At 59.3% G+C, this 26,747-nt stretch carries 23 protein-coding genes; 13 read left to right on the top strand and 10 right to left on the bottom strand.

Features of this window, described 5'->3' with window-relative positions; translation table 11 throughout:
- The first annotated feature begins 99 nt into the window (after nucleotides 1-99).
- A complete protein-coding gene (locus P8S53_RS15860) occupies nucleotides 100-555 on the top strand; it encodes an Lrp/AsnC family transcriptional regulator (protein WP_277804949.1) in 456 nt (151 codons plus the stop codon).
- A 170-nt stretch (nucleotides 556-725) separates the two neighbouring features.
- Nucleotides 726-1,571, top strand: coding sequence for a MurR/RpiR family transcriptional regulator (locus tag P8S53_RS15855; protein ID WP_277804948.1), 846 nt, complete (start codon nucleotides 726-728; stop codon nucleotides 1,569-1,571).
- A gap of 416 nt (nucleotides 1,572-1,987) precedes the next feature.
- On the opposite strand, the gene P8S53_RS15850 is transcribed toward P8S53_RS15855, so the two are convergent.
- Genes P8S53_RS15850 through P8S53_RS15840 form a run of 3 tightly spaced genes read right to left on the bottom strand, consistent with a single transcriptional unit; the run spans nucleotide 1,988 to nucleotide 4,268 of the window.
- The gene (locus P8S53_RS15850) at nucleotides 1,988-2,968 is read right to left on the bottom strand and encodes a quinone oxidoreductase (RefSeq protein ID WP_277804947.1); all 981 of its coding nucleotides are present in this window, start codon (nucleotides 2,966-2,968) and stop codon (nucleotides 1,988-1,990) included.
- An 18-nt stretch (nucleotides 2,969-2,986) separates the two neighbouring features.
- Nucleotides 2,987-3,226 (bottom strand): M20/M25/M40 family metallo-hydrolase, encoded by a 240-nt coding sequence (locus P8S53_RS15845; protein ID WP_277806722.1) that lies wholly within the window; start codon nucleotides 3,224-3,226, stop codon nucleotides 2,987-2,989.
- Nucleotides 3,198-4,268, bottom strand: a complete 1,071-nt coding sequence (locus tag P8S53_RS15840; protein ID WP_277804946.1) for a M20/M25/M40 family metallo-hydrolase — start codon at nucleotides 4,266-4,268, stop codon at nucleotides 3,198-3,200. Before P8S53_RS15840 ends, P8S53_RS15845 begins: the two co-directional genes overlap by 29 nt.
- Before the next feature lie 164 nt (nucleotides 4,269-4,432).
- Here P8S53_RS15840 and P8S53_RS15835 point away from each other — a divergent pair, with 164 nt between their 5' ends.
- From P8S53_RS15835 to P8S53_RS15790, 10 genes are all read left to right on the top strand, one after another.
- Nucleotides 4,433-5,836, top strand: a complete 1,404-nt coding sequence (locus tag P8S53_RS15835) for an amidase (RefSeq protein ID WP_277804945.1) — start codon at nucleotides 4,433-4,435, stop codon at nucleotides 5,834-5,836.
- Between the two features lie 200 nt (nucleotides 5,837-6,036).
- A complete protein-coding gene (locus tag P8S53_RS15830) occupies nucleotides 6,037-7,017 on the top strand; it encodes a TRAP transporter substrate-binding protein (protein WP_277804944.1) in 981 nt (326 codons plus the stop codon).
- 12 nt (nucleotides 7,018-7,029) lie between these two features.
- Nucleotides 7,030-7,551 carry a TRAP transporter small permease gene (locus tag P8S53_RS15825; protein ID WP_277804943.1) on the top strand — a complete coding sequence of 174 codons (522 nt, stop codon included), beginning with the start codon at nucleotides 7,030-7,032 and terminating at the stop codon, nucleotides 7,549-7,551.
- Nucleotides 7,551-8,837 (top strand): TRAP transporter large permease, encoded by a 1,287-nt coding sequence (locus P8S53_RS15820; RefSeq protein WP_277804942.1) that lies wholly within the window; start codon nucleotides 7,551-7,553, stop codon nucleotides 8,835-8,837. The genes P8S53_RS15825 and P8S53_RS15820 overlap by 1 nt, the downstream gene beginning before the upstream one ends.
- 10 nt (nucleotides 8,838-8,847) lie before the next feature.
- Entirely contained in the window at nucleotides 8,848-9,513 is a 666-nt protein-coding gene (locus tag P8S53_RS15815; RefSeq protein ID WP_277804941.1) for an aspartate/glutamate racemase family protein, read from the top strand.
- Between the two features lie 31 nt (nucleotides 9,514-9,544).
- Complete coding sequence (bhcC, locus tag P8S53_RS15810; protein WP_277804940.1) at nucleotides 9,545-10,708, top strand: 3-hydroxy-D-aspartate aldolase BhcC; 1,164 nt, start codon at nucleotides 9,545-9,547, stop codon at nucleotides 10,706-10,708.
- A gap of 264 nt (nucleotides 10,709-10,972) precedes the next feature.
- Nucleotides 10,973-12,571, top strand: a complete 1,599-nt coding sequence (locus P8S53_RS15805) for an ABC transporter substrate-binding protein (RefSeq protein ID WP_277804939.1) — start codon at nucleotides 10,973-10,975, stop codon at nucleotides 12,569-12,571.
- Between the two features lie 110 nt (nucleotides 12,572-12,681).
- Complete coding sequence (locus P8S53_RS15800) at nucleotides 12,682-13,659, top strand: ABC transporter permease (RefSeq protein ID WP_277804938.1); 978 nt, start codon at nucleotides 12,682-12,684, stop codon at nucleotides 13,657-13,659.
- Nucleotides 13,656-15,374, top strand: coding sequence for an ABC transporter permease subunit (locus tag P8S53_RS15795; RefSeq protein WP_277804937.1), 1,719 nt, complete (start codon nucleotides 13,656-13,658; stop codon nucleotides 15,372-15,374). The genes P8S53_RS15800 and P8S53_RS15795 overlap by 4 nt, the downstream gene beginning before the upstream one ends.
- Complete coding sequence (locus P8S53_RS15790) at nucleotides 15,371-17,656, top strand: ABC transporter ATP-binding protein (protein WP_277804936.1); 2,286 nt, start codon at nucleotides 15,371-15,373, stop codon at nucleotides 17,654-17,656. The genes P8S53_RS15795 and P8S53_RS15790 overlap by 4 nt, the downstream gene beginning before the upstream one ends.
- A gap of 108 nt (nucleotides 17,657-17,764) precedes the next feature.
- Here P8S53_RS15790 and P8S53_RS15785 read toward each other — a convergent pair whose 3' ends face one another.
- From P8S53_RS15785 to P8S53_RS15755, 7 genes are all read right to left on the bottom strand, one after another.
- Nucleotides 17,765-19,552, bottom strand: coding sequence for a gamma-glutamyltransferase family protein (locus P8S53_RS15785; RefSeq protein WP_277804935.1), 1,788 nt, complete (start codon nucleotides 19,550-19,552; stop codon nucleotides 17,765-17,767).
- A 138-nt stretch (nucleotides 19,553-19,690) separates the two neighbouring features.
- Entirely contained in the window at nucleotides 19,691-21,094 is a 1,404-nt protein-coding gene (locus P8S53_RS15780) for an inorganic phosphate transporter (RefSeq protein ID WP_373418532.1), read from the bottom strand.
- A 149-nt stretch (nucleotides 21,095-21,243) separates the two neighbouring features.
- A complete protein-coding gene (locus P8S53_RS15775) occupies nucleotides 21,244-21,708 on the bottom strand; it encodes an NUDIX hydrolase (protein ID WP_277804933.1) in 465 nt (154 codons plus the stop codon).
- A 76-nt stretch (nucleotides 21,709-21,784) separates the two neighbouring features.
- Nucleotides 21,785-22,201, bottom strand: coding sequence for an alternative ribosome rescue aminoacyl-tRNA hydrolase ArfB (gene arfB, locus P8S53_RS15770; protein ID WP_277804932.1), 417 nt, complete (start codon nucleotides 22,199-22,201; stop codon nucleotides 21,785-21,787).
- 261 nt (nucleotides 22,202-22,462) lie between these two features.
- Nucleotides 22,463-23,098, bottom strand: a complete 636-nt coding sequence (locus P8S53_RS15765) for a queuosine precursor transporter (RefSeq protein ID WP_277804931.1) — start codon at nucleotides 23,096-23,098, stop codon at nucleotides 22,463-22,465.
- Between the two features lie 99 nt (nucleotides 23,099-23,197).
- Nucleotides 23,198-24,082, bottom strand: a complete 885-nt coding sequence (mepA, locus tag P8S53_RS15760) for a penicillin-insensitive murein endopeptidase (RefSeq protein WP_277804930.1) — start codon at nucleotides 24,080-24,082, stop codon at nucleotides 23,198-23,200.
- Nucleotides 24,064-25,419 (bottom strand): MFS transporter, encoded by a 1,356-nt coding sequence (locus tag P8S53_RS15755; protein WP_277804929.1) that lies wholly within the window; start codon nucleotides 25,417-25,419, stop codon nucleotides 24,064-24,066. The genes mepA and P8S53_RS15755 overlap by 19 nt, the downstream gene beginning before the upstream one ends.
- A gap of 285 nt (nucleotides 25,420-25,704) precedes the next feature.
- Here P8S53_RS15755 and P8S53_RS15750 point away from each other — a divergent pair, with 285 nt between their 5' ends.
- A complete protein-coding gene (locus P8S53_RS15750; RefSeq protein ID WP_277804928.1) occupies nucleotides 25,705-26,715 on the top strand; it encodes a glycine betaine ABC transporter substrate-binding protein in 1,011 nt (336 codons plus the stop codon).
- The last annotated feature ends 32 nt before the right edge of the window (nucleotides 26,716-26,747 follow it).

The following is a 26,747-nucleotide window of genomic DNA, read 5'->3' as shown; positions in this document are numbered from 1 at the left end:
CTGTTTGGGACAGGATAATGGGGATAGCTGTCTTGGAAATTGCGTATTGTGCCATTTATTGATACTGAATTGGCAGAATTTGCCAATATGGGGCGCAGAATGGACGAAAAAGACCGCCAGATTATCCGCGCTTTGCAACGTGACGGGCGCATGTCAAATCAGGATCTGGCGGTAAGCGTCAATCTGTCACCATCGCCATGCTTGCGGCGCTTGCGCAATCTGGAAAAAGCTGGTGTCATTCAGGGCTATGCCGCGCGGGTGGATGCCAAAGCCTATGGGCTGCCCGTTACCGCGTTTGTGCGCGTCCGGCTGGAACGTCATGACGGGGACGCGGTTCAGGCATTCGAGCGCGAAGTGATGCGCATGGATGAGGTTCTGGAATGTCATGTGATGACCGGCCAGACGGATTATCAGCTGCGCGTTGCGGTGGAATCGCTTGAAACCTATGAAAATTTCATCCGAAACCGGCTGCACCGCCTTGGGGGTATAGGTTCGATCGATACAAGTTTCGCCTATGGGACCGTCAAGGACAGTATGGTCTTTCCGGTGCGATAATGGGCAAGGGCCAGACGTTATGCACCAAGCCTGCCGATTTGCCCGCGCGCAGCCACTTTGTGGCGCAAAGCCCCGAAAAATGGTTCGATTTACGCGCCGCATACGCTTAATGTGGACGCGGAACGCAAGGATTGCAGTTTCATAAAATTGCCGGAAAGCGGACCAGAGTTATGCAACAGAAAAATACCCCGTTGTTCACCACACGCGTGCGCGACGCCTTGCCGATCATGCATCCCAGTGAAAAACGGCTGGCCGAACTGGTGCTGAATTTTCCGGGTGAACTGGCCAGCTATTCCGCGACAGAACTGGCGCGGCTGGCGAATGTGTCCAACGCGACTGTGACACGCTTTGTGCGCAAGGTGGGCTATACCAATTTTGAAGAGGCCCGCCAGCATGTCCGCGACAACAAGCAGGCAGGCGCATCGTTGTTTCGTGTGGCCCCGGGAACGCCCGGAAAAAAGGATTTCATCGCGGCCCATGTGCTGCGCGCGCAGTCCGATATCGAGCAAACATTTCAACTTGTTGCCGAAGCTGAAATTGATGCGCTGGCGCGTCAGATCATCGGGGCGCGGCGGGTCTGGTTGCTGGGCATGCGCCGCAGCGCGACTTTTGCGCAGTATCTGGGCTTGCAGATGTTTCAGGTGATCCCGCAGATTTCCGTGATCCCGTCCAACAGTGAAACACTGGGCGAGGCAGTCTCGGCTATTTCAGCCAAGGATTGTGTCATTGCATTCGGTCTGCGCCGGTCGGTCAGCAGCCTGCCACAAGTGATGGAGCAGGTTGTGAAAAGCGGCGCGAGTGTTGCGTATATTCACGACACAAACGCCCTGCCGGAACTGCCCTTCACATGGCGGTTCATGTGCGAAACCGCGTCCCCCGGCCCGTTGTTCAATCATGCGGCTGTGTTGACGCTGTGCCATATAATCGCGACGCGCGTGATCGAACTTTCGGGTGTCGCCGGACGCCGCAGAATGAGCACCATCGAGGCCATCCACAACGCCCTTGATGAAGTCTAATGTGCCACGTTCATTTGCGTTAACGCAACGCACACTAATCTGTTGATACGCATGCCCGGGAAGCGCAAAACCGGTTCCCCCTTTTGCGCATGACGCTTTGCGGCGGTGTCGTGTCAGATGGCACCGCAAGGCCGGTTAATTCTGATCTTTTGCTGTCGTTGGGAATGTCCAAGGCGCGGAGCAAAGGCCGCAGGCCGCCGCGCCATCGGTGGGCCGTCCCGCGGCCTGCCGATTTGGCTGATGACAGTTCAAGCCTTTGATTTTGGGAGTATGCAGCCTGCATAAACTGCATTCTTATAACGTTGGATCGGCAGACCCCGGCCCACCGATAGCGCGGGCTTGGTCCCCGCGCGAAGGGCAGCAACAGGCCACCAACACCCATAATCACGATGCATCAACCCTGAACGGATCATGCGTCAGGGAACCAGAACAGATGCGCCGGTGGTCACGCGCGCTTCCATATCGGTATGTGCTGCGGCCGCCTGTTGCAGCGGGTATTTCTGGTTAACCTCAACACGGATCGCCCCGGATTGAAGCGCTGAAAACAGATCAGCCGCCGCGATGTGGCGTTGCTCAGGCGTGGCGATGTGGTGAAACAGCGTGGGCCGCGTCGCATAAAGCGACCCTTTCGCAGCCAGTGTGGCCATTTCAACGGCTGGCGGTGCGCCGGATGCCCGCCCGAACGACACCCACAGCCCGCGTGTTTTCAGGCAATCCAGTGACCCCGAAAACGTGTCCTTGCCCACGGCGTCATAGACCACATCAACCCCTTGGCCGCCTGTCAGGTCGCGGACCCGCGCGGCGAAGTCCTGCGTGCGGTAATTAATGACATGCGTGCAGCCATGCGCCTGCGCCAGCGGGATTTTCGCGTCTGACCCGACGGTGCCGATGACGGTTGCGCCAAGCGATGCCGCCCATTGGCAAAAGATCAGCCCCAAACCACCCGCAGCCGCATGATACAGGACCACATGGCCCGGCTGGATGGCAAAAGTGTCGCGCAACAGATACCGCGCCGTCAGCCCTTTGAACATCAGCGCGGCGGCGGTCTGGAAATCCACACCATCCGGCAAGGGGATAAGCTGATCCGCCTTGATGTTGCGCATTTCAGCATAGGACCCCAGCGGCCCCGCATAGGCCACACGGTCGCCCACTTTCAACCCCGTCACAGCATGTCCCAGTGCCGTGACAACGCCGGCCCCTTCATTGCCGGGAATATAGGGCATGGCGGTTTTGTAGAAACCGGCACGGAAATTGACCTCCAGAAAATTCAGGCCGATTGCGTGGTGACGCAACTGCACCTCGTCCGGGGCGGGGTCGGGCAATATGACCCGTTCCCATTGCAACACCTCTGGTCCGCCATTTTCATGAATGCGGATTGCATGGATATTCTGCGGCATGGGGTATCCTTTCAATAATCAGGCAAGCTCGCACAAGGTTGCGGCCAGCACCTGCACGGCCTTGTCGAAATCGGACATGCGCATGGCCTCGTCCGGGTTATGACTGCCATTCTGGTTGCGGATGAACAGCATGCCGGACGACACGCCTTGCCAGGAAAATGTCGCGCAATCATGGCCCGCGCCGGAAGGCAGCGTCAGTGTGGGAATGTCCAGCCTGCGCGCGACCGCTTCAAACCGCGCAACAAGGGCAGGGTCGATGATTGCGGGGGGGGGCGTTCGTGTATGCGCCCATATCGATTGTCACCCTGCGGCGGTCGCCAATGGCCTGCGCCATGTCGCGCAAATAGGCATCGACCTGCATCAGCACGTCATTGGACAGGCTGCGCAGGTCCATGGTGAATTGCACGCAGCCCGGTACCTTGGTCATGCCGTGCATGTCGGGGTTGGTCCAGAATTCGCCCATAGTGGCCACGAAATCGTCGCCCTGTGCTGTCAGATCATCCCATTTGCGTTCCAGTACCTGCACAAATTCCGCGCCTGCCAACACGGCATCATGGCGATACTCGCGCGCCAGCGCGCCTGCATGCGCGTATTTTCCGGTGATGCGGCCATGTCTGTAGCGCAGATTGCCGCGTATGCCATTGACCACGCCGACGGGAATGTCCTGCATGTCCAGTGTTACGCCCTGTTCGATATGCACTTCGATAAAGTGGCGTATTGTGGCAGGGTCCAGTGGTCGCGCGCCCGCACGCAGCGCGTCAGGGTCGCACCCTTCGTCACGCATGTGATCGGCAAGGGACCGGCCGGTATCTGACCGCGTGACGCTGTCATATTCCGACGGGTCCAGCAGGCCAAAGGCCATCCGGCTGCCGCAATAGGGGGTGGGGAACCAGACCAGTTCTTCTGCGCGGATTGCCATGACGACAATATCGCATGCGGGTGCAAAGCCCTGCGCCTGCAAATCGGCAATGGCGGACAATCCGGCCACGACACCCGCAGCGCCATCATAGTTGCCGCCATGACGAACACTGTCCATATGCGACCCCACAATGATGCGCGGTGCGCTGCGGTCGCGCCCGGCCCATGTCATGTATTGATTGCCTGCAATATCGACAGTGACCGCCAGCCCCAGATCGCGCGCGACGCTTGCCGCCAACTGGTGCGCGAACGCTTCGCCCGGCCCGAATGATGCGCGCGTGACACCCGGGGAATCGGCGGTTTCCTGTGCAAGCTGATCGAACATGCGCACCGACAGGGAGTGCGAGGGGGACTTTGACGGGGGCGGGGTGGAAGGGGACATAAGCACCTCTTTTTTGCGCAAAGCGGCTGAAAATTCAGCTTTCAGTCAGGCTATGTCGCGGGTTTTCACACCTCAAGGCATGAAATATGTTTTTCACAGAAATTTACTGCAATAATATATTTTACATAGCCGACTGCCTAAGAAACGGGCCGAAAGGAATACTCATGGTGGAAATTATTGCACTAAGTGCGGTTGCGATCAAAGCGGGGCTTGGGCGGGGTGACTTCTGCTGTCACGACGTGGTGCAGGCGCATCTTGACCAGATCGCGGCGCGCAATCCCCGGATAAATGCCTTTGTAACGCTTTGCGCAGATCAGGCGCTGGATCAGGCGCGCAAGCTGGATCAGACGGCGCGCGATGAGTGGGGGCCGTTGGCCGGATTGCCTGTCGGCATAAAGGATGTGACCGAGACTGCGGGCATACGCACCACATTCGGGTCGAAATTGCTGGCAGACAATATTCCCCGCAAGGATGCCGCCGTGGTGCGCAGGCTGAAAGCGGCAGGCGCGATTGTGATGGGCAAAACCAACACGCCGGAATTTGCCGCAGGTGCCAATACGACGAACGCGTTGTTTGGCGCGACACGAAACCCTTGGGACATGACACGCACGGTTGGCGGGTCCACCGGTGGGGGGGCGGCGGCGCTGGCGTCGCATATGGTGCCATTGGCGGAAGGGACCGATTTTGGCGGCTCGCTGCGCATTCCAGCCAGCTTTTGCGGGCTGGTGGGGTTGCGCCCGACGGCAGGGCTGGTCGCCAGTGATCCGGTTGAACAGCCGTGGGATGTGGGGCGCGTCAACGGGCCGATGGCGCGCAGCGCGCAGGATGTGGCGCTGATGTTGGGCGCGATTGTGGGGGTGGATGATATGTCGCCCATTTCTGCCCGTCCTGACTGGCAGGTGGCACCGCTGGATCTGGCAAACTGGGTGGGCCGCTTTGATGCGCGCGGGCTGCGGTTTGGCTATGCCCCCGACATTGCCGGTATGGGAATTGACGCAGGTGTGGCGCAGACATGTGAAAAAGCGCTGTCGCAAATCGCCGGTCTGGGTGTGGCAATCCAGGGCAGCAAACTGTCGCTGGCCGACAGCAACGCTGCCTATCAGGTGCTGCGCGGGCAATGGATGGTGTGCAACTACGCCCCTTATCTGGACCGGCTGGATGTTCTGAACCCGTCCTTGCGCAAGAATATCGAAGCGGGGCTAAAGATATCGTCACTGCAAATCGCGCAAGCCCGCGCACAGCAAAAGCGCGCCTGGCTGCGCCTGCTGGCGGAATTTGACACATGCGATGTGATTGCCACCCCGACAGCCCCCGTCCCGCCGTTTCCTGTTGATGTCAGCTATCCCGACCAGATCAACGGGCGCGCGCTGACGAATTATGTGGATTGGCTGGCGCAGACATACCTGATTACGCTGACAGGGTTTCCGGCTGTTTCTGTTCCTGTGGGGCTGGATGCGAACGGGTTGCCGGTGGGGTTGCAACTGATTGGCAAACGCTATTGCGAACCGCAGCTGCTGGGATTGGCGCAGGCAATCCAGACGGCCCTGCCGCTGCCTTGCCCAGCCTGAGTCGCAGCCCGACGGCAGACTGCCAGACTCAAAACTGGCGAAAAATTATGCGTATTGCGCGCAAACTGGACACAAGCCCGCCAGAGCAGGGATTTATCACGCGCGGTCAGGAAAATGATTTTTCAAAAATGCGCAAACGGTGCAAAAATTTTATCATTACCTGAAACGCCGCCTTCATCATTGAACAAAGGATCACTGCCATGACCATTCGCCCTGTTTTGCTTGCCACTGCCTTTGCGTTGTCACTGCCCGCAACCGCATTCGCAAACCCCACTATCTTGCAGATCAACTCGTCCTTGCCGGATGGGTCATTTGCCCATGTTTTCCTGACCGAATATGCCAAACGCGTGGACGCGGCGCTGTCAGACCAGATTGATGTCCAGATTTTCATGGGCAATACGCTGGGGTCTGAAGAAGACGTGTTGCAGGGTCTGGGCTTTGGCACGCATCACGCATCGCTGTCCGCATCCGCTGTGGTGCAGATCAACCCGCGGGCCGCGATTTTCGATCTGCCCTATCTGTTTGCCGACCGCGCCGCAGTCCAGACTTTTGCCGCCAGCCCCGCAGGCGACATGCTGGCCGAAGGGTTTGCCGGTGCGGGCATGCAGTTGGCCGCACTTTGGGATAACGGGTTTCGGGTGATCACCAATTCCGTGCGCCCCATCGTGACACCGGATGATCTGGTCGGGCTGAAAATCCGCACCCCCACCAGCCGCCAGCGTGTCGAGATGTTCAATACGCTTGGCGCGAATGCAACGCCGCTGTCCTTTGGCGAAGTGTATTCCGCGCTGGATCAGGGTGTTGTCGACGGGCAGGAAAACCCCGCACAGATCACCGACTCGGCGCGCCTGTATGAAGTGCAGGGTTACATGTCGATGTCCAATCATGTCTATCTGCCCACATTCCTGCTGTTCGGTGAACCTTTCCTTGCCAGCCTTGACGACGATACACGCGATGCATTGCTGGAAATTGCCGCCGATATGGCATCTTGGACCTTCGATTGGGGTGATGAAACAGACGCAAGTGTAGTGGCCGATCTGGCCGACAAGATCGCCATAAACGAGGTCGACTTCGCAGCGTTTCAGGCCGCCGCGCAACCGCTTTATGAAAGCCCGACATTTGTTGATGTGGCAGGCGCGGACATGGTTTCCGCGACCCTTGCCGCACTTGGCATCGAATAACGGACCATGGCCATGGGGATGATTGAAAAACTTGTTCTGCGTCTGGACGCAGCGTTGCAATGGGTGCTGGACGCCTTTGTCATCTTCATGGCCGGGGCACTTCTGGTTTTGCTGAACTACGCGGTCTATTCGCGCTTCATATTGAATTCGTCCGTATCGTGGGGCGAAGAATTGCCTGCACATATGCTGGCCGCGCTGACCTTTATCGGCGCGGCCTATCTGACGCGCACCAATGAACATCTGGGATTTGACAGTGTGGTGCGCAGCCTGCCGGAACTGATGCAAAGGTTGGTCATGGGGGTGAACCTGTTGCTGATGGCGTGGCTTGGGGGCGTGCTGGCCTGGTATGGCGGCAAGGCGGCGCTCAGCTTTGGTGCCCGTCAGCTGATTTCTGTGGATATGCCCATCATGCTGTTTCGCGGCGCAATGCCGCTGGGCGGCGCGCTGATCGTGTTGATCTGTCTGGTCCGGCTTGCGGGCCTGATGACCAACCGGATCACCCCCAATGACCTTATGACGCAAAGTGAAGACTGATGTTTCTTGATCCCGGCTATATCATTCTTATCCTGCTGATCGGTTTGTTGATGATGGGCATGCCGATTGCATTCGTGCTTGGCGTGACCGCATCGATCATGATCATGCTGGACCCCGCCGTTGTGCCCCAGATCATCGGGTTGATCCCGTTTGGCGGGGCAAATAACTACCTGCTGGTTGCGGCGCTTTTGTTCATGATCGCGGGTGAGATCATGAATCAGGGCAAGATTGCAGAGAAGCTGATTGCCTTTGCATCCTCGCTGGTCGGGCATATTCGCGGCGGTCTGGCGCATGTGAACATTCTGACATCACTGTTTTTCTCGGAAATCTCTGGGACTGCGACATCCGACGCTGCCGCCATTGGGTCAGTCATGATCCCGCAGATGAAAAAGCGCGGCTATCCGGCGGCTTTTGCGGCTGCCGTCACATCCACCTCGGCGACCATGGCGATTATTGTGCCACCCAGCCTGAACCTTATCCTGTATGCCTATGTTGCCAATGCCTCGATCGCGCAGCTTTTTGCGGCGGGTATCCTGCCGGGGTTTCTGGTGTGCTTTTTGCTGATCATGACTGCCTATTTCATTTCCGTAAAACGCGGCTACCCCACCGAAGGCGCGTTTTCATGGGCGCGGGTTGCGTCCACCGGCAAGGATGCGGCACTGCCGCTGACCCTGCCAATACTCATTCTGGTGGGCATTCTGGGCGGTGTTTTCACGGCAACGGAAGCAGGGGCCGTGGCCGCGCTGTGGTCCATTGTCATGGCGGCGTTGCTTTACAGGACAGTCACACTGCGTGCATTTCTGGACACGCTGCGCATTGCGGGAAAACGCAGTGCCATGCTGATGTTCATTGTGGCGACGTCGACATTGCTGGGCTGGTATCTGACCAATCAGCGCATCCCGCAAGACATTGCCAACGCGATCCTTGGAATATCTGAAAATTACTGGGTTGTGCTGCTGGCCATCAACGTGTTTTTCCTGCTGGCCGGAACCATCGTGCACGGCACGCCCGCCATTCTGATGCTGGTGCCGATCTTTTTGCCGCTGGCCGACCAGTTGGGAATTGATCGGGTGCATTTCGGGCTGATCGTCACCATCAATCTGGGGATCGGGCAACAAACGCCGCCTGTGGCGTCTGTCGTGCTGATCACCTGTGCGATTGCGCGCATATCGCTGGCCCAGATCATCCCGTCCATGATGTGGTTTATCGGCGCGATGCTGATTGCGCTGGCGCTGGTCAATATATTCCCCGCTATTGTGCTTTGGCTGCCATCGGTGTTGTTGTAGCGCGATGCGGGTGCTTGTTGTAAATCCGAACACCTCGGTTGGTGTGACGCGGCGCATCGATTTGGCTGCACGCGCGGCGGCGCTGCCGGGGGATGTGGTCCGCACGGTGCCGGCCGCGTTCGGACCCGACCTGATTGTTACACCCGCTGACAGCGCGCATGCCATGCAAGGGGTTCTGGCGGCGGTGGACCAGCATCAGGACGGGATGGATGGCATTGTGCTGGCATCCTTCGGGGATACCGGCCTTGATCAGGTGCGCGCGCGGACCGGCAAGCCGGTGGTGGGGATTGCGCATTCGGCCCTGATGCAGGCGCTGGCGCATGGTCCGCGTTTTGCCATTGTGTCCTTCAGCCCCAGCGTGCAGGCGTCCTTGCGTGCAATCGTCGCCCATTACGGTTTGCTGGATCATCTGGCCGATGTCACGGTGCTGGAACACAGTGTCTGGTCCGACCCCGGCCATATACATCATGAACTGGCGCAACCCTTGCTGGAGCTGTGCCAGCACCGCGCCAAGGCTGGCGGGATTGACAGCATTGTTCTGGGCGGTGGCCCTTTGGCCGGTCTGGCGCAGGATTTTGCACCGCATGTGGACTTGCCGGTTGTTGATGGCACGACTGCCGCGCTTGATATTCTGCGGCGCAAACTGGCAGATAAGGGCAAAAAGACACACGCTTGATCGGTGCGAAGCGCGCGGAGGGATTATCTTGATGAACAGCCAGACTGATTTTGACGCCTATGAGGTGGGCTTCGACATTCCCGCCAAACCCGGCATGGATGCGGCCGACATCCAGACACCATGCCTTGTGCTGGATCTTGACGCGTTGGAATATAACATCTCGAAAATGGGTGATTACGCCAAGGCCCATGGCATGCGCCACCGTGTGCATGGCAAGATGCACAAATCTGTCGATATCGCCAAGTTGCAGGAAAAACTGGGGGGCGCGGTTGGCGTTTGCTGCCAGAAGGTCAGCGAGGCAGAGGTGTTCGCCCGCGGCGGGATCCGCGACATCCTGATTTCAAATCAGGTGCGTGATCTGGTCAAGATTGACCGCCTTGCCCGCCTGCCCAAGCTGGGTGCGCGCATTCTTGTGTGTATAGATGACATCGCCAATGTGGCGGATCTTTCGAAAGCCGCGCAAACCCATGGCACGACCATCGAGTGCCTGATCGAAATGGATGTGGGGGCGGGCCGCTGTGGTGTCATCGGGTGCGACACGGTTGTGGGCATTGCCAAAGCCATTGACGCGGCTGCGGGGCTGAAATTTGGCGGGCTTCAGGCCTATCAGGGCGCGATGCAACACATAAGGGACTATGACACGCGCAAGGCCAGGCTGGACACGGCCATTGCCATGGTCCGCGACGCGATTGCCGCACTGACAGCAAGCGGGCTGACGCCTGAACTTGTGTCTGGCGGCGGCACGGGTAGCTATTATTTCGAGTCGCGCTCGGATGTCTATAACGAGCTTCAATGTGGCTCCTATGCGTTTATGGATGCCGATTATGGTCGCGTCCTTGACAGAAGTGGCACGCGGATTGATCAGGGCGAATGGAAGAACGCCCTCTTCATCCTGACGCAGGTGATGAGCCACGCAAAACCCGACAAGGCAATCTGCGATGCGGGCCTGAAGGTGCAATCCACAGACAGTGGGCTGCCCGTGATTTTTGGCCGCGATGATGTGCAATATGTCAATTGCACCGATGAACATGGCGAGATTGCGGACCCGGCGGGCGTTTTGAACGTGGGCGAAAAGCTGCGTCTGGTGCCCGGCCACTGCGACCCCACTGCCAATATCCATGACTGGTATGTAGGCGTGCGCGGCGGCAAGGTCGAAGTGGTCTGGCCGGTTTCGGCGCGTGGCAAGGCATATTAGGTTTCCGGTGGCTTGCACCAGGCAACCCGTTTCTGTGTGCGGTTGCCCCTTTGGTGGGCGCGACCCGAACGCGCGCGGATTTTGCCCTCCCCGTGCGAAAGGGGATACCCTATGGTTCGCGCGACCCGCAAGCACGCGGATTTTGCATGACCAGAATGCCTGTCGCAGGGTTGACCAATCGTGAACATGCGTAATACCCTTACAACATGAATCGTTGCGTGCATGCAGCGATATAAAAAAACTAACAACAACGGGGAGAAACTTGTGACACGGAAATTCATGTTGGCCGGCACATCGATGCTGGCAATGGCCGGGTTTGCAGCGCCTGGCATCTCACAGGAACACGTCGCTTCGGTGGAGATCCTGACCACGACGGAATCCTATGACCCGATCCGCTATGAAGGGGCGTTCATCGTCGCGGAAGCATGGCGCGAACTGGGGCTGGATGTGTCCGTGCGCCCGATGGAGTTCAGCACATTGCTGGACCGGTTCTATTCCGAACAGGATTTCGACGCGACAATTCTGGGCTGGTCAGGCCGCGTGGACCGTCTGGACCCGCAATTCTTCCTTGGTACGCTGGACAGCCGACAGGCCGATCTGGGCGCCAACAACCCCGGCGGTTATGCGAACCCCGACTATGACGCGCTTTATGACGCGCAGGGTGCCGAATTCGACATCGACGCGCGCCGCGATATCGTCCATGAAATGCAGGATCTGTATATGGGCGATGTGCCGGTTGTGGTGCTGTTTCACCGCGACGAAGTGGTGGCCTATAACAACACCCAGTTCACCAATATGAACGCCATGGCGGGCGAAGGGCTGTATTCTGAATGGGTGCCGATGGAAGCTCAGCCTGTGGGCGATCGCACTACGCTGCGCATCGGTGGCCCGCAAGAGCCGGACAATGTGAACCCGCTTGCCTCGACCAGCGTTTGGGGCTGGAAGTGGATGCGCATGTATTATGACCGTCTGGTGCGCTTGTCGCCGGATGTGGAGCCTGTGCCATGGGCGGCGTCAAGCGTCGATGCGGTGGATGATGTCACCATTGATGTCACCCTGCGCGAAGGCATGACCTTCCATGATGGCGCGCCGCTGACCGCCGAGGATATTGCCTTTACCTTTAACTATTACATGGACAGCGAGTATAGCTATTTCAATTCCTATCTCGCCCCTGTTGAATCGGTCGAGGTGACAGGTGATCTGACAGTGCGTTTCAACCTGTCGGAACCGTCCGCGCCTTTTGCCACGATCACGCTTAGCCAGATCCCGATCCTGCCTGCGCATATCTGGTCGGAAATCGAAAACCCGCAAGATCTGACGCCCGAGGAAATCCCGACTGTCGGGTCCGGTCCTTTTGCTTTTGACCGCTATGATCGCGGCGAATTCATGTCGCTGACCACCAACCGCGACCATTTCCACGCCGATGAAATTGCCGTGGATGGGGTGGAGTTTGTGATCTATGCCGATGCCGAAGGCGTGTTTACCGCGCTGCAAACCGGCCAGATTGACATGACCGCCTGGCGGATGGAGCCGGGGCAGATCCCGCTTGCCGAAGGCAATGACGATCTGACGGTCGTATCTGTGCCCGACTTTGGCTATTTCCACATGACCTATAACACCCGCCGCGAGCCATTCGATGATCGCGCCGTGCGTCGCGCGCTGACCATGGCGATGGACCGCGAGCGGATGGTCAATGTGTTGCTGGACGGTCGTGGCGAGGTTGGCACAACAGTGGTCGCCCCCGTCAATGCGTTCTGGCACAACCCGTTTGTCGAACGGTTTGAATACGATATGGACGCCGCGCGCGCCGAACTTGAAGCGGCTGGCTACAGCTGGGACAGCGACGGGCGCCTGCAGCGCTAAAGTCGTAAGTAACCCCTATTCCCTGCTGCATTCCGGTGCGGCAGGGTCTGTTTCTAGGGCCGGTCAGCTTTGACCGGGTCAAGTGGGAAAGCGCCCAGAAAGTTCAGGCAATGACACGCCGCACCTATCTGATCAAACGCGTTCTACAGGCGGTTTTTTCGCTGTGGATTATCGCGACGATCCTGTTTTTCCTGTTTCGCATGGGCCTGCCAGACCCGACCTCGGTGTTGATTACCGAAGGGCTGAATGCCGAACAGCGTGCCGCCGTGCGCGCCCAGTTCGGTCTGGAAGATCCGCTATGGCGGCAATATGTGCTGTTTCTGACCAATGCTGTGCAAGGCGAATTCGGCACGTCTTTCAGCTACCGCGCGCCGGTGTCTGAAATTGTCTGGGAACGTCTGGGCAATACCATGGTGCTGATGCTGGCCGCGATTGTGCTGGCCTATGCGATTGGCGTGCCTTTGGGTGCGTGGCTGTCATGGCGGCGTGGGTCCAGCACCGACACAGTGGGCATTTTTGTGGGGTTGATGTTCCGGTCCGCCCCGATGTTCTGGACGGGTATGATCGCCATTCTGATCTTCGGGGTGGGGCTGTTGATGTTTCCGACATCAGGTATGCGCACGCTGCCCTATGATGCGGATGGTTTTCTGGACAAGATATTCACGCTGGATTTTCTGTGGCATGCGATTTTGCCGGTGCTGATTGTGGCGCTGTACTATCTTGGATCGCCTATGCTGATCATGCGCAACACCATGCTGGAGGTGTATGGCGAGGATTTCATTGAAATGGCCCGCGCCAAGGGCCTGCCAGAACGCGACATTCTGTATAAGCACGCCGCGCGCAATGCGCTGTTACCGGTTGTCACACAGCTTGCGGTAACCATCGGTCTGGCCGCAGGCGGGCAGGTGGTGGTCGAGGTGGTGTTTTCATGGCCCGGTCTGGGGCGCGAAATCCTGAACGCGGTGCGCACGTCGGACTTTCCACTGGCGCAGGCCAGCTTCCTGATCATGGCGGCTTTCGTCATCTCTTTGAATTTGCTGGTGGATATCTTGTACACCACACTTGACCCAAGGGTGAGCTTCCGATGACCCTTCCCCCGATTTTACGCGCGGCCATGGGGCCTCTGCGGTTGATGGTGCAAGACCGGCTGGCCGTGATTGGCATGTGTGTGCTGGGTGTGATCATCGCAATGGCGCTGTTTGCGCCGCTGCTGTCCCCGCATGACCCGCGCCATATCAATGAGATCGAGGATGGCTCGGTTCTGGTGCGCGGTTCTGATGTGTGGGAATTGCGCGAAAGTCTGGGGCCCTTGGCGCTGAACGACGCTGCCCATCACGCCGGACAATCCATTATTGTCGGGCGTAGCGGCACAGTCTGGACGCGCGCGACCGAGGGCGACTGGGCGCGCGTTGATGTCGAAACCGAGGCTGATCTGAACGCGGTTGACCTGAACGCAGACGGGCGCGCAATTGTGGTGGGCGGCTTGGGCACCATCCTGTTGGGCAATGACACAGGCTGGCAGGTTATTCCCGCCCCCGAAGCCGATCTGCGTTCGGTGATATGGCTGGATGCTGTCACTGCGCTGATTGTCGGCGCGAATGAAGAAATCTGGCTTCTGGATGCAACCGCAGGCAATATTGCGGAAATCGACAGCCCTGTCGGGCGCGGTTTCCCTCTGAATGCTGTGGCGCTGGATGCTGATGGCACAGCCCTGATCGTGGGCGAACGGGGGTTGGCCATCCGCTATGACCCGGACACGGGAACGGCGGCGCTGGAACGCATCGGGTCCAGCCGAGATCTGAACCACATTCATATCGCGCCGGGCGGCACCGCGCTGGTTGTGGGTGAACGCGGCACGCTGGTGCGGCGTGACACCGCAGATGGCGCGTGGACCACGGACCCTGCACCCGACACCCGCGCGCTGCGCGCCGGCTGGATCGGCGATGACGGGCGCGCGGTTGCGGCGGGGCGCAATGGCATCATCATGGAATGGGACGGTGCCGCGTGGCAGATTGCGCCCACTGAAAGCGAGCGTCATTTGCGCGCGCTTCTGGTCGTTGGCGATGACTGGCTGGCGCTTGGGTCGGACCGGTTTGTCACGCGCCTTTCGCCCCCCTCGCGCGAGCATTGGTTCGGCACCGACCATCTGGGCCGTGATCTTTTCAGTCAGAACGTGCATGGCAGCCAGATCGCGTTGTTGGTGGGCTTTCTGGGGGCCACGCTGGTCGTGCTGATCGGCACGAATGTCGGCCTGATTGCAGGCTATTACCGGGGGCGCACTGAAACCATCCTGATGCGCACGGTCGATGTGATGTATGGCATCCCGTTTGAACCCTTTGCGCTGATTTTGGTGCTGTTGTTCCAGCCCAGCCTGACGATTGTTATTCTGGCGGTCAGCTTGCTGACATGGCGCACGGTCGCACGGTTGATCCGGTCACAGGTGCTGTCATTGCGCGAACGTCCTTTCGTCAAGGCCGCGCGCGTGGCGGGCGCGTCCGATCTGCGGATCATGTATCTGCATATTTTCCCCAATGTGTTGCCGCTGGTGTTTCTGGAACTGGCCATCATCGTCGGCGTGTCGATCATTGCCGAAGCGACGCTGTCTTTCCTTGGGCTTGGCCCGCCGCAATCCATCAGCTGGGGCGGTATCTTGCATGATGCGCGCCTGTCGGGTGCGTGGCGGACTGCGTGGTGGTGGAATCTGCCGCCGGGTATTCTTATCATGACGACGGTGCTGTCGGTCTTTTTCATCTCGCGGTCGCTGGAAGTGGTCGCAAACCCAAGATTGAGAGCGCGGCAATGAAGGATATGGCACCACAAACCCTGCTGGATGTGCGCGATCTGGCCATTCATTACCGCACCGGCGCAGGGCCGGTGCAGGCCGTCGATGGTATTGATTTCACCATTGCCCCGGGCGAGGCGCTGGGACTGGTGGGCGAATCCGGTTGTGGCAAGACCACGGCTGCTAAGGCGATGCTGAAGCTGCTGCCGCCCAATGGCGAAATCCCGCGCGGCGTGATCGATTTTGCGGGCCGTGATCTGGTGCCCTTGCACGGCGAGGATATGCGCCGCGTCCGATGGAAGGAAATCGCGTGGATTTCGCAAGCGGCGATGAATGCGCTTGATCCGATCTACCGCGTGGGCGACCAGATCGTCGAGGCGATGAACGCGCATATCAAGATCGACAAGGCCGATGCGTGGGCGCAGGCCGAAGACCTGTTCCGCGCCGTGGGTCTGGACCCCTCTCGCCTGCGCGCCTATCCGCATGAAATGTCGGGCGGCATGAAACAGCGCGCGGTTATTGCCATGGCGATGGCGCTTCAGCCGCAACTGCTGATCGCGGATGAACCGACCACCGCGCTGGATGTGGTGACACAGGCGCAAATCCTGTCGCGGCTGGCGCGGCTGCGGCGTGAACGCGGCATGGCACTGATGTTCATCACGCATGATATTTCGGTCGTGGTGCAGACCTGCGACCGCGTGGCGGTCATGTATGGTGGCAAGATCATGGAAACCGGCCCTGTGCGACAGGTGTTCGGCCAACCCTTCCACCCCTATACGATGGGGCTGACCAACGCGTTCCCCACACTTGAAGGGGCGCAGCGCGAATTGATCTCCATTCCCGGCACACCGCCCAATCTGCTGGACTCGCCCAAAGGCTGCCGTTTTGCCGAACGCTGCCCTTTTGCGACGGAACGCTGCATTGCCGAAGACCCGGCACAGCATGAGGTTGGCGAGGGGCGCTATGCCGCCTGCCATTACCCTGACCGTGTGGAGGAATTCCGCCGTGTTGCGGCAACGAATGACGCATGGGCCAAGGTGGGCCAGCGCCTGAATGAAGAAGTCACCAGCGTGACCCGCCGCGAACATAAAGCCAGCGCCGAGGTCTTGCAGGTAGAAGGGCTGGTCAAGCATTTCCCCATAGCGGGCGGGTTTTTCGGCAAATCCGAAACCTTCGTTCATGCGGTGGACGGCATTGACCTGACCTTGCAGGAAGGCGAAATTCTGGGGCTGGCGGGTGAATCCGGGTCGGGCAAGACGACGACGGGCGAAATGCTGGTGCGGCTGCAAGACCCGACCGCCGGACGTATCGTGTCGGAGGGGGAAGACATTGCCCCACTTAAGGGGGCAGCCCTGAAGGCGTTTCGCCGCCGTGCGCAGATGGTGTTTCAGGACCCGTATCAAACACTGAACCCGCGCTTCACCATTCAGGACATTGTGGGCGAGCCGCTGACGATACACGGATTGGCCAAGGGCGCCAAGCGGCGCGAACTGGTGGTGCAATCGCTGGAACGCGCGGGCCTGAAACCGGCCGAGACGTATATGGAGCGCTTTCCGCACGAATTGTCCGGCGGGCAGCGTCAGCGTGTTGCCATCGCCCGCGCCATCGTGCTGGAGCCGCGCTTTATCATCGCGGATGAACCTGTGTCGATGCTGGATGTGTCCATCCGCGCGGGCGTGCTGAACCTGATGCGCCATTTCCGCGACGAGATGGGGATTTCCTTTATCTATGTCAGCCATGATCTGCCGACGATCCGCTATGTCGCGGACCGCACCGCGATCATGTATCTGGGTGAAATTGTCGAGGTTGGCCCCACGGAAAAGGTGATCGCCGAACGCCGCCACCCTTATACGCAACTGCTGCTCGATGCATCGCCGGAACCTGATCCGTCAGTCAAAAAGCCGCCGCTGGAATCGGCAGGGGAAATTCCGTCTGCCAGCGATATTCCCAATGGCTGCCGGTTCCACAACCGCTGCCCCTTGGCGACTGTCACCTGCGGCTGGGAAGGGCGCGATGTGATTGCGGCCCTTGCCGAATGGGATCTGGAAGAACGCAACCGCGATGCGCTGGGCCTGCCCGAACGCGAGGGGCTGGCAGTGCGCATTCCCGCACCCAAAGGCGTGGGCACAGCGCGTGCGCAACTGTCCGAAGTGCTTGCCGCGCGCCCCGCATCATTGGCAGAGGCCGCGAAGATTGCAGAGTCCGGCGCTGCGCTGGTGGTGACGTTTGACAGCCACCCATCACCCAAACGGCGCAAGATTTCCGACGGGCATGAAGTCGCTTGCGTGCTTTATCCTGAATAGGGTGTTAGAGCATGTCACGTTCATTCGCATTCACGAGACATGCTCTAACTTATTGATTTCGCATGTCCGAGAAGCTCAAAACCGGTCCCCACTTTTGAGCAACATGCTCTACCGTCCCACGGCATAAGCCTGCATCAGGCGCGGTGACGCGCCTGCGCGCAATATGCCATCAGCCCCTTGCGCCGCCGCCGTCAGCCGCCCGATGCTCATATGCGGGGCGGTCTGCACGTCATGCCCGCGCGCGCGCAAATCCGCGATGACCTGCGGGCCGAATGTGTCCTCGACCATGATCTGGCCGGGGCTGCGAGAACGCGGGTAGAAGCTGGCGGGAAAATGCGTGGAATGAAACAGCGGTGCATCAAGGGCCTGTTGCAGCCCCATGCCGAATTCCGCGTGATACAGGAAGAATATCAACTGCCACTGGTCCTGCTGGTCACCGCCGGGGGTGCCGAACACCATACGCGGGCGGCCATTGTGCATGGCAAATGTCGGTGACAGCGTGGTGCGCGGGCGTTTTCCGGGGGCCAGTGATCCGGGCAGCCCGTCTTCCAGCCAGAACATCTGCGCGCGGGAATTCAGGCAAAAGCCCAGCGATGGAATGGCGGGCGAGCTTTGCAGCCAGCCGCCCGATGGCGTGGCCGCGACCATGTTGCCCTCGGCGTCGATGACATCCAGATGCACGGTATCGCCACGTTTGCGGGCAAGATGTGCCATTGTCGGTTCATAGACTGCGCCATCGGTGCGGCTCAGGCGCTCCAATGCGGCCAGCATGGCGCTGCGCTGCGCCGCAAAGCCCGGCACTGTGCCGGGGTTCAGGTCCAGACTGGCCTGCCCGCCAATCAGCGCGCGGCGCGCGGCGTTATACTCTGCCGACAGCAAGCCTTGCAGGGGAACATCGGTGAAATTCGGGTCCGCCAGATAGACCTCGCGGTCGGCAAAGGCCAGTTTCATCGCCTCTGTGACCAGATGGATGAAGTCCGCCCCATGCGGGTCAAGATCGCGCAGGTCCATCCCGTCCAGAAGCGCAAGCGATTGCAGCAGCACTGGTCCCTGTGTCCACGCCCCGCATTTGGCAATATCCCAATCACCGTAGCGCCCCCAGACGGGCGTTTCAATCTGCGCGCTGTAGCCTGCCATATCCGCCGCAGTCAGAACTGCGCGCTGCATGCGCCCTTCGCTGTCGGGCAATTCCTGTTTGGCCAGCCAGGCGTCCATCTCCTCAGCGACAAAACCGCGGTAGAAGGCATTGCGCGCAGCTTCGATCTGGGCGTTGCGGGACTGATGGGATTCGGCCTGCGCCAGGATGCGGGTATAGGTGCGCGCAAGTGCTGGATTGCGCAGCAGCTGGCCCGCAACGGGCACTTGGCCGCCGGGCACCCAAGTCTCATAAGAACTGGGCCAGTTGTCGCGAAAGAACGCGGCCAGCCCCGCCAAGGTGTTGGCCACGCGCGGCAGGCAGGGATGACCGGCGCTGCAATAATGGATAGCCGGTTCAAGCACATCGCGCAGCGACAGCCGCCCGTAATCGCGCAACATCAGCATCCAGCCATCCCATGCGCCGGGGATGACAGTGGCCAGCAACCCGTCGCCGGGCACATGGCGCAGGCCCTGCGCGCGGTAATGCGCGATTGTGGCACCTGCGGGCGCAGGGCCTTGTGCGCTGATGACATCGGTGCGCTGCGCCTGCGCCGACCACAGGATTGCAGGCAATTCACCCGCCGGTCCGTTCAGGTGTGGTTCCACCACTTGCAGCACCAATCCAGCAGCCACCGCCGCATCAAAGGCATTTCCGCCACGTTCCAGCATGGCCATCCCCACGCTGGATGCAATCCAGTGGGTCGATGTGACGACGCCGAATGTGCCGGTGATCTCAGGGCGCGTTGTGAAACTGGACATGGGCTATACGCCTTCTGCATGCATGGCGGGTGGGGGCATGATCAGGCAAGATCATTCCGACAGCAAGATGCACCGCCGAAATATGCGATTTTTCTGCGTGAACGGATACCGCAGGCGCGCAGCGATGCCGTATGCCCCTTAATAGCTGATCAGGTTCATCAGATAGAACAGGCCCGCAGACAGCACCGCAGCAGATGGAACCGTCACAATCCATGCCGCAAGGATGGTCAGGAAATGCGCGCGGCGCACAACTTTTTTCCGTTTGCGCACTTCGACAGGGGTGGTGGTGTCCACGCGGCGTTCATTCAGAATGCGTTCATGATACCATTCGCGAAAGAAACCCACCCCGAAGATCGCCCCGATGGCAATATGCGTGGAACTGACCGGCAGCCCCAGCCACGATGCAAAAATAACGGTGATCGCTGCGGCGAGTGACACGCAATAGGCGCGCATGGCGTTCAGGCGCGTGATTTCACTGCCGACAAGATTGATCAGCTTCGGCCCGAACAGCAACAGCCCGATTGACAGGCCAATACCGCCAATCAGCATAACCCAAAGCGGTATGCCCACATTGTCTGACGCCCCGCCATCGCGCACCGCGTGGACAATCGCGGCAACCGGCCCGATGGCATTGGCCACGTCATTGGCCCCATGCGCAAAGGACAGCAGCGCCGCCGAGAAGATCAACGGGATATTGAACAGGATCTTCAGGGATTTCTTGCGGTTTTCCATGCCCTGACTTTGTCGGCGAATGACGGGGCGCATCGCAAAGGTCAGCACAGTGCCGAACGCGACCCCCAGCGCCACCGCGGTGCCAAACTCGATCTTTATGATCTTGTTCACACCTTTCAGGGCCAGATAGGTGGTGAAACAGCCCCCCATAATCCCGATCAGGATTGGCACCCAGTAGCGTGCGGCCTGAATCATGTCGGGGCGGTAGATGATGCGGGACTTGATGATGGCCAGAAAAATGGCTGCAAATATCCCGCCCAGAACCGGCGATATGACCCAGCTTGCGGCAATGCGTGCCATTGTAGGCCAATTGACAGCGGCAAACCCGGCTGCCGCAATGCCCGCACCCATAACCCCGCCAACGATCGAATGCGTGGTGGAGACCGGCGCGCCGATCCATGTCGCAAGGTTGATCCACAGCGCACCTGCCAGAAGTGCTGCCATCATCGCCCATATGAAAATTTGCGTTTCGGCAACAGATTCGGGCGCAATAATGCCGCGTGACACGGTGTTGACAACATCGCCGCCCGCAATAAGCGCGCCCGCAGTTTCACAGATTGCCGCAACAATAAGCGCGGTTCCGATTGTCAGCGCGCGCGCCCCGACCGTCGGCCCCATATTGTTGGCCACGTCATTGGCGCCGATATTGATGGCCATGTAGGCCCCGATGATGGCCGCCGCAATGACGATCAGACCCAGCGGTTCAAACCCGATAAAGGCCGCAACAGCCAACCCCGTCACAACCATGAAAGCCAGTGCAAGGCCCGGTGCCACCAAGGGGCGCGCGGAATAGGCCATCGCCCGTTCCATAGCCGAAAGGCGTGCCAGGTCCTTGTTAAGCGTCTTCCATGACTTTTCCGAAAGGTTGGACACAGCGAATACCTGTTTGTAACAAATTTATGACGTGAGGCGCGGTATCAGGATTCGTCGTGTGCGACAATATGGATCGCAGGTCTGCGCTACTTTGTCTGTAGACTGTCTAGCAGAAGCTGCACTTCGGCATCACGCACAATCTGCGCCGCTTGTTCCAGCGGAAACCATTTGCGAATGCGCTTGTGCGCTTCGGGGTAGGTGTCGGAAACCTTCTTGACATCCAGCCGGTATATTTGCGCGCGGCAACTGACGGGCAGCCCGCTTTTCTTGATCTTTGTATAGGTGAAAGCACCGATTGGGGTGTCTGAAACAGTGCCGCGCACACCGGCTTCTTCCCACGCTTCGATCGCGGCGGCTTGCGCCAGCGATTTTCCCTTCATGGGCCATCCTTTGGGGATTACCCATTGGTGCAGGCGCAATGTCTGGACCAGCAGAACCTCTGGTCCCGCAGGGCCGTCGCGCAGGCACAGCGCTGCCGTCTGCACAAAGGCAGGGCGCACCTGATCCGCAATCAGGTTCAACAGGATTCTGGACATGGACGCGGCGTTCACGAATGCAAGCTCCTGTTTGGGATGATGGCGGAACAGTATGACCAAATGATGAAAGGGGGCGTTATATCAGGCCGGATTAGTCGGGTTTGGGTGCGTTGCGCAGGGCCTTGATATCGGCGCGATGGGCCTTCGATTCAAGCCTGCGGCGTTTGCTGGCCAGTGTCGGGCGGGTTCCGATGCGCGGTTTGGGGCGCTTCAGGGCCTGTTGTATCAGCTCTACCAGACGCGCGCGGGCAATTTCACGGTTGCGCGCTTGCGACCGCGTATCTTCAACGCGCAAGATAAGGGCGCCATCCAGACTCCAGCGACGTCCGGCCAGCCGTTTTAGCCGCGTTTTGACAGGCGCGGGCAGGTTCGGGCTGCGTTCAGCTTCAAACCGCAATTCAACGGCGCTGGACACCTTGTTGACATTCTGTCCCCCCGGTCCTGATGAACGGGTGAACGATTCAGTCAGTTCCCAATCCTGCAAGGTTATATCGTCATTGATACGCATGGTGTGGCTGTTCGGAAATTCGGGGTGAATCGAAAGGGCCGCCTGAAACAAGGCGGCCCTAAACGAGCTTCAGGAGATGGAGCCAAATTAGAGCATTGGCCCAATCAAAAGGGTGTCCCCATCAGGGCTGCCGTCAGGTTTTGCCCCCTTTGACTGTCTTTGCACCTCTCTCCAACATCACTCTAGACACTGGACCACCTCCTTTCATTTGGTTGCTGTTAATTAGGATGGTGGCACATATTTTGTGTTTGTCAAAAGAAATTATGCGACAGGTTGCGTTTTTTTGCGGACGATCAGTCTGAATGGCACCAAAGCCAGCAAGGCCAGACTCAGCTTTACGCCCCAATCTGCGACCGCAAGGCTAACCCATAGCGGCACTTCCGGCCCGAAGCCCAGCATTGGCAGGACTTCCCCCGCCCAGGACACATCATTGGCAGGTTCGATGAACGCCAAGGTTGCCGAAAAGGCGATGCTGAAAAATAAGGCAGTGTCCAATGTGGACCCCACAAGCGTGGATGCCAGTGGCGCGCGCCACCATGGACCGCCATGTTTGTCTTCGCGCAGGCGGTCGAATATTGCGACATCGACAAGTTGCGCAGTCAGGAAGGCAATGCCCGACCCCACCGCAATACGCAACGTCACCAGCGGGCCATATTCGCCGATAATCTGTGTGCCGATCAGGGAACAGGCAACGCCCACGGCAAAGCCAACCCACACCACGCGCCGCGCGGCTTGCGGGCCATAGACGCGGTTCATGACGTCATTGACCAAAAAGGCCAGCGGGTAGGTGAATGCCCCCCATGTCAGCCAGTTTCCGAACAGGAATTGAACAAGGATATTCGATGCGACGACAATCGCCGCCATGGCAATAATGCCGGGCAGGTGGGCGCGGGTCATAATATGTATTCCGTTTTTTTCAAGGTTGCGGAGACTTGTGCCGCAAGCGGCATGGCGCCAGATAGCGATACTGGCATCGAAAGGCAAGTATGGCGCGGCCTATTGTGTGGCCAGAACCTGCTGGCACTGGGCGGGCAGGTCGGCCATCGTGAATTCGCGCGGGTGGCGGGTGCGCGGCGCCGGGGGTTCGGTGCGTTCGCGCCGTGGCGGGTTCAGGAAATCGGTCACCCACCAGTCCAGCGTTTCATCGCAGCCATTTCCGCCTTTGGACAGTTCCGCCACCGTGGGCGACTGGGTGACGCAATGGCGGTTTCCGCGCGGGCAGGACAGGCGCACATGAAAATGATAGTTATGCCCGACTGCGGGGCGGATTTTCTGCAACCATGGTGTATCGGCGCGCGTCGCGGTTTTGCACATTTCCAGTTTGACGGCTGCCGCCACAAAAATACGGTCCACGCGGGGATCAAGCGCGGCTTGTTTCAGCAATTCATGATGCGCGCGCGTCCAGTTGGAATTGATACTGCGCTGATCGTTGGTGCGCACGGAAATCGAACTCAGGCTTTCGCGCTCAGCGCGCGACAGGTTCAGGCGCGTGGGCGGCAGCATCCAGATATCTATATCCAGCCCGATCTGGTGGCTGGCATGGCCCGATGTCATCGGCCCCCCGCGCGGCTGGCTGATGTCGCCGACATATAGCCCGTTCCAGCCGATCTGCACGGCCTTGCGCGACAGGTCCTGCACATAGGCAATTGCGTCTGGGTGGCCCCAGTTGCGATTACGCGACAGGCGCATGGCCTGCCATGTCGGCCCCGTTTCCGGCAGGCGCACCAGCCCCGCCGCGCAGCCATTGGCATATGACCCGATGGCTTCGGGCGCTTGCAGGGATGGCATGGCATGTGCGCCAAACATCTGGTTGGCCAGCGATTGCGCAGCGGTCAGACCGGGGGCTATGGCCAGAAACAGGGTCAGGATGATGATGCGCATTTGAATTCCGGCTCTCCTTCGGGTTTGACCCATAGTAGCAGCACAAGCCCCAGGGCGAATAGCCCTATCAGCGGGGTGACCCCCAGCCGTTGGTCGCCTGTTACCGTGGTGGCCAGTGCAATCAGTGCAGGCGCGATGAAGGACAGCACCTTGCCCGACAGCGCATAAAGGCCAAACCCTTCGGTCATGCGTTCGGGGTTGGCCTGCCGCACCAGCATCGTGCGCGATGCCGCCTGAAGTGTGCCCCCGCCTGCGCCAATAAGCCCGCCGCAAATGTAGAATACGATGTCGGGCATCTGTGATGACGCGTCTACAGGTATGAACAGCACCATGCTGCGGTCTGTGCTGACGATGATCGCGCAGACGACGATCAGCAGCAATATACAGCCAATGATTACCGGTTTCGGGCCAAAGCGGGAATCCAGCTTACCGCCGAACCAGCAGGCCACAGCGCCCACCGCCGCCGCCAGAATGCCGAAAACACCGATCTGGATGATATTCCATTCCAGCACCCCGATCGCGTAAATCCCGCCAAAGGCATAAATGCCGTTCAGCGCGTCGCGATACAGCATGGACGATCCCAGATAGGCAAACAGACTGCGCCGTGTGGGCAGGGCGCGCAGCGTTTCTTTCAATTCGCGCAGGCCGCGTGCCACTGCGCCGGGTGCCTTGCGCGGGGTGGGTGGTTCCCTGACCCACAGGAAAAACGGGATCACAAAGATGACATACCAAAGCGCTGCAAATGGCCCGACGGCGCGCGTGCCTTCGCGCAACTCCGGGTCCAGACCGAACAGCGGCGCAATCCCCAGCATGGTAACGCCTGCATCATTTTCTGCCAGAAGCGCCAGCATGACCGCCAGCGACACAAGCCCCCCCACATAGCCCAAGGCCCAGCCCGTGCCGGAAATGCGCCCCAGTTCCGTGCGCGGGGCAAGGCTGGGCAAAACGGAGTTGGTGAACACGATCCCGTATTCCAGCCCCACCAACCCCACAGCGAACGCCACAAGCACCAGCAGGATTGTCCCTTGCTCTGCGCCCGGTGTGGCCCACCACAGTGCTGCCGCGCCCGTCACATACAGCAGCGACCACAGCAAAATCCAGATGCGTTTATAGCCTGAATTATCCGCAATCGCCCCAAGGATGGGTGCGAAAAACGCGGTCAGCAGCCCTGATATTGCCAGCATCCAGCCCCACATCGCCTGTCCTGTGACAGGGTCCGGCGCGACCGATGCGGCGAAATAGGGTGCGAAAATGAAGGTCAGAAGCAAAGTGTTGTAAGGCTGGTTCGCCCAATCAAAAGCCCACCACCCCCAAATGCGTTTGCGTTTGCTGCCCATACTACCCCTTATGTCTTGTCTGGTATGATTAACGCAGGCCTGATGCAGGCTGGCAAGTGGATTGTGCCAACATTTTTGGCGGTGGGTGTTGCATGTGCCATATCGCCCGCCCCCCGCCGGAATCTGGGGAATGCGACTTTACAACACAAGTTGCATGTGGTCTTTTTGCGACATTAGTGAACCGGATCTGTCGCTTTTTGCCAATCCCTACGGCGAAGCCACCAGATTTCCTGGAGGATGCGGTTCAGTGAAGCAAAAAAATGCGAATATAATGGGGAGATCATCATGAAATCAGGAATTATGGGCGCCGCCAGTGCGCTTGCGTTGACCGTAGGTTTGACAAATGCTGCCGTTGCGGATGATTGCGGTGCGGTGTCGATTGCCGAAATGAACTGGGCCTCGGCGGAACTGATGGCGAATGTCGATGCGATCATTCTGGAAGAAGGGTATGGCTGCGATGTCACGCTGGTTCCCGGCGCAACAGAAACAACCTTCGCGTCCATGAGCGAGCGTGGCCAGCCGGATGTCGCCCCTGAATTGTGGATCAATGCCGTGCGCGTTGCGCTGGATGCCGCAAAAGAAGAAGGCAGCCTGCACGCCCTGAATGACGCCCCCATCACCGATCTGGGCGAAGGCTGGTGGGTGACACCTGCATTTCACGCCGAATATCCCGAACTCGACACGGTCGAGAAGCTTTTGGAACGGCCCGATTTGTTCCCCCATCCCGAAGACCCGTCCAAGGGCGCTTTCATTGGCTGCCCGGCCGGTTGGGGGTGCCAGTTGATCAATGCCAACCTGTTCCGCGCGTTTGAAATGGAAGACAAGGGCTGGCGTCTGGTTGACCCCGGATCAGCCGCAGGGCTGGACGGGTCCATGGCGCGCGCGGCGGAACGTGGCGTTCCGTGGTTCGGCTATTACTGGGCACCCACATCGATGATCGGCAAATACGAGATGGTTTTGTTGCCGTTCGAGGCCGAATGGGCAGGCTCTGAAAACTGGGACGAGTGCATCGCATTGTCCGAGCAGGATTGTCTGGACCCGCAGCCGACGTCATGGACCATGTCAGAGGTGGAAACCGTTGTCACTTCCGGCTTCATGGATAAGGCGGGGCCTGCGGCATCCTATTTTGAAAACCGCGTATTCCCTGGCGATGTGATGAACGAAATGCTTGTTTTCATGAATGAAAATCAGGCACTTGGCGAAGACGCCGCGTTCGAGTTTCTTCTGACACATGAAGAAATCTGGACCGAATGGGTCAGCGAAGATGTCGCCGACCGCATCCGGGGCGCGTTGTAACGCGCTGTGACACCCAAGCACCCAAAGGCCCG

Source organism: Roseinatronobacter sp. S2 (assembly GCF_029581395.1).
In the GTDB taxonomy this organism is placed as follows: domain Bacteria; phylum Pseudomonadota; class Alphaproteobacteria; order Rhodobacterales; family Rhodobacteraceae; genus Roseinatronobacter.
Note: the sequence above shows the minus strand (reverse complement) of the source record. Positions and strands in the feature narration are given on the sequence as shown.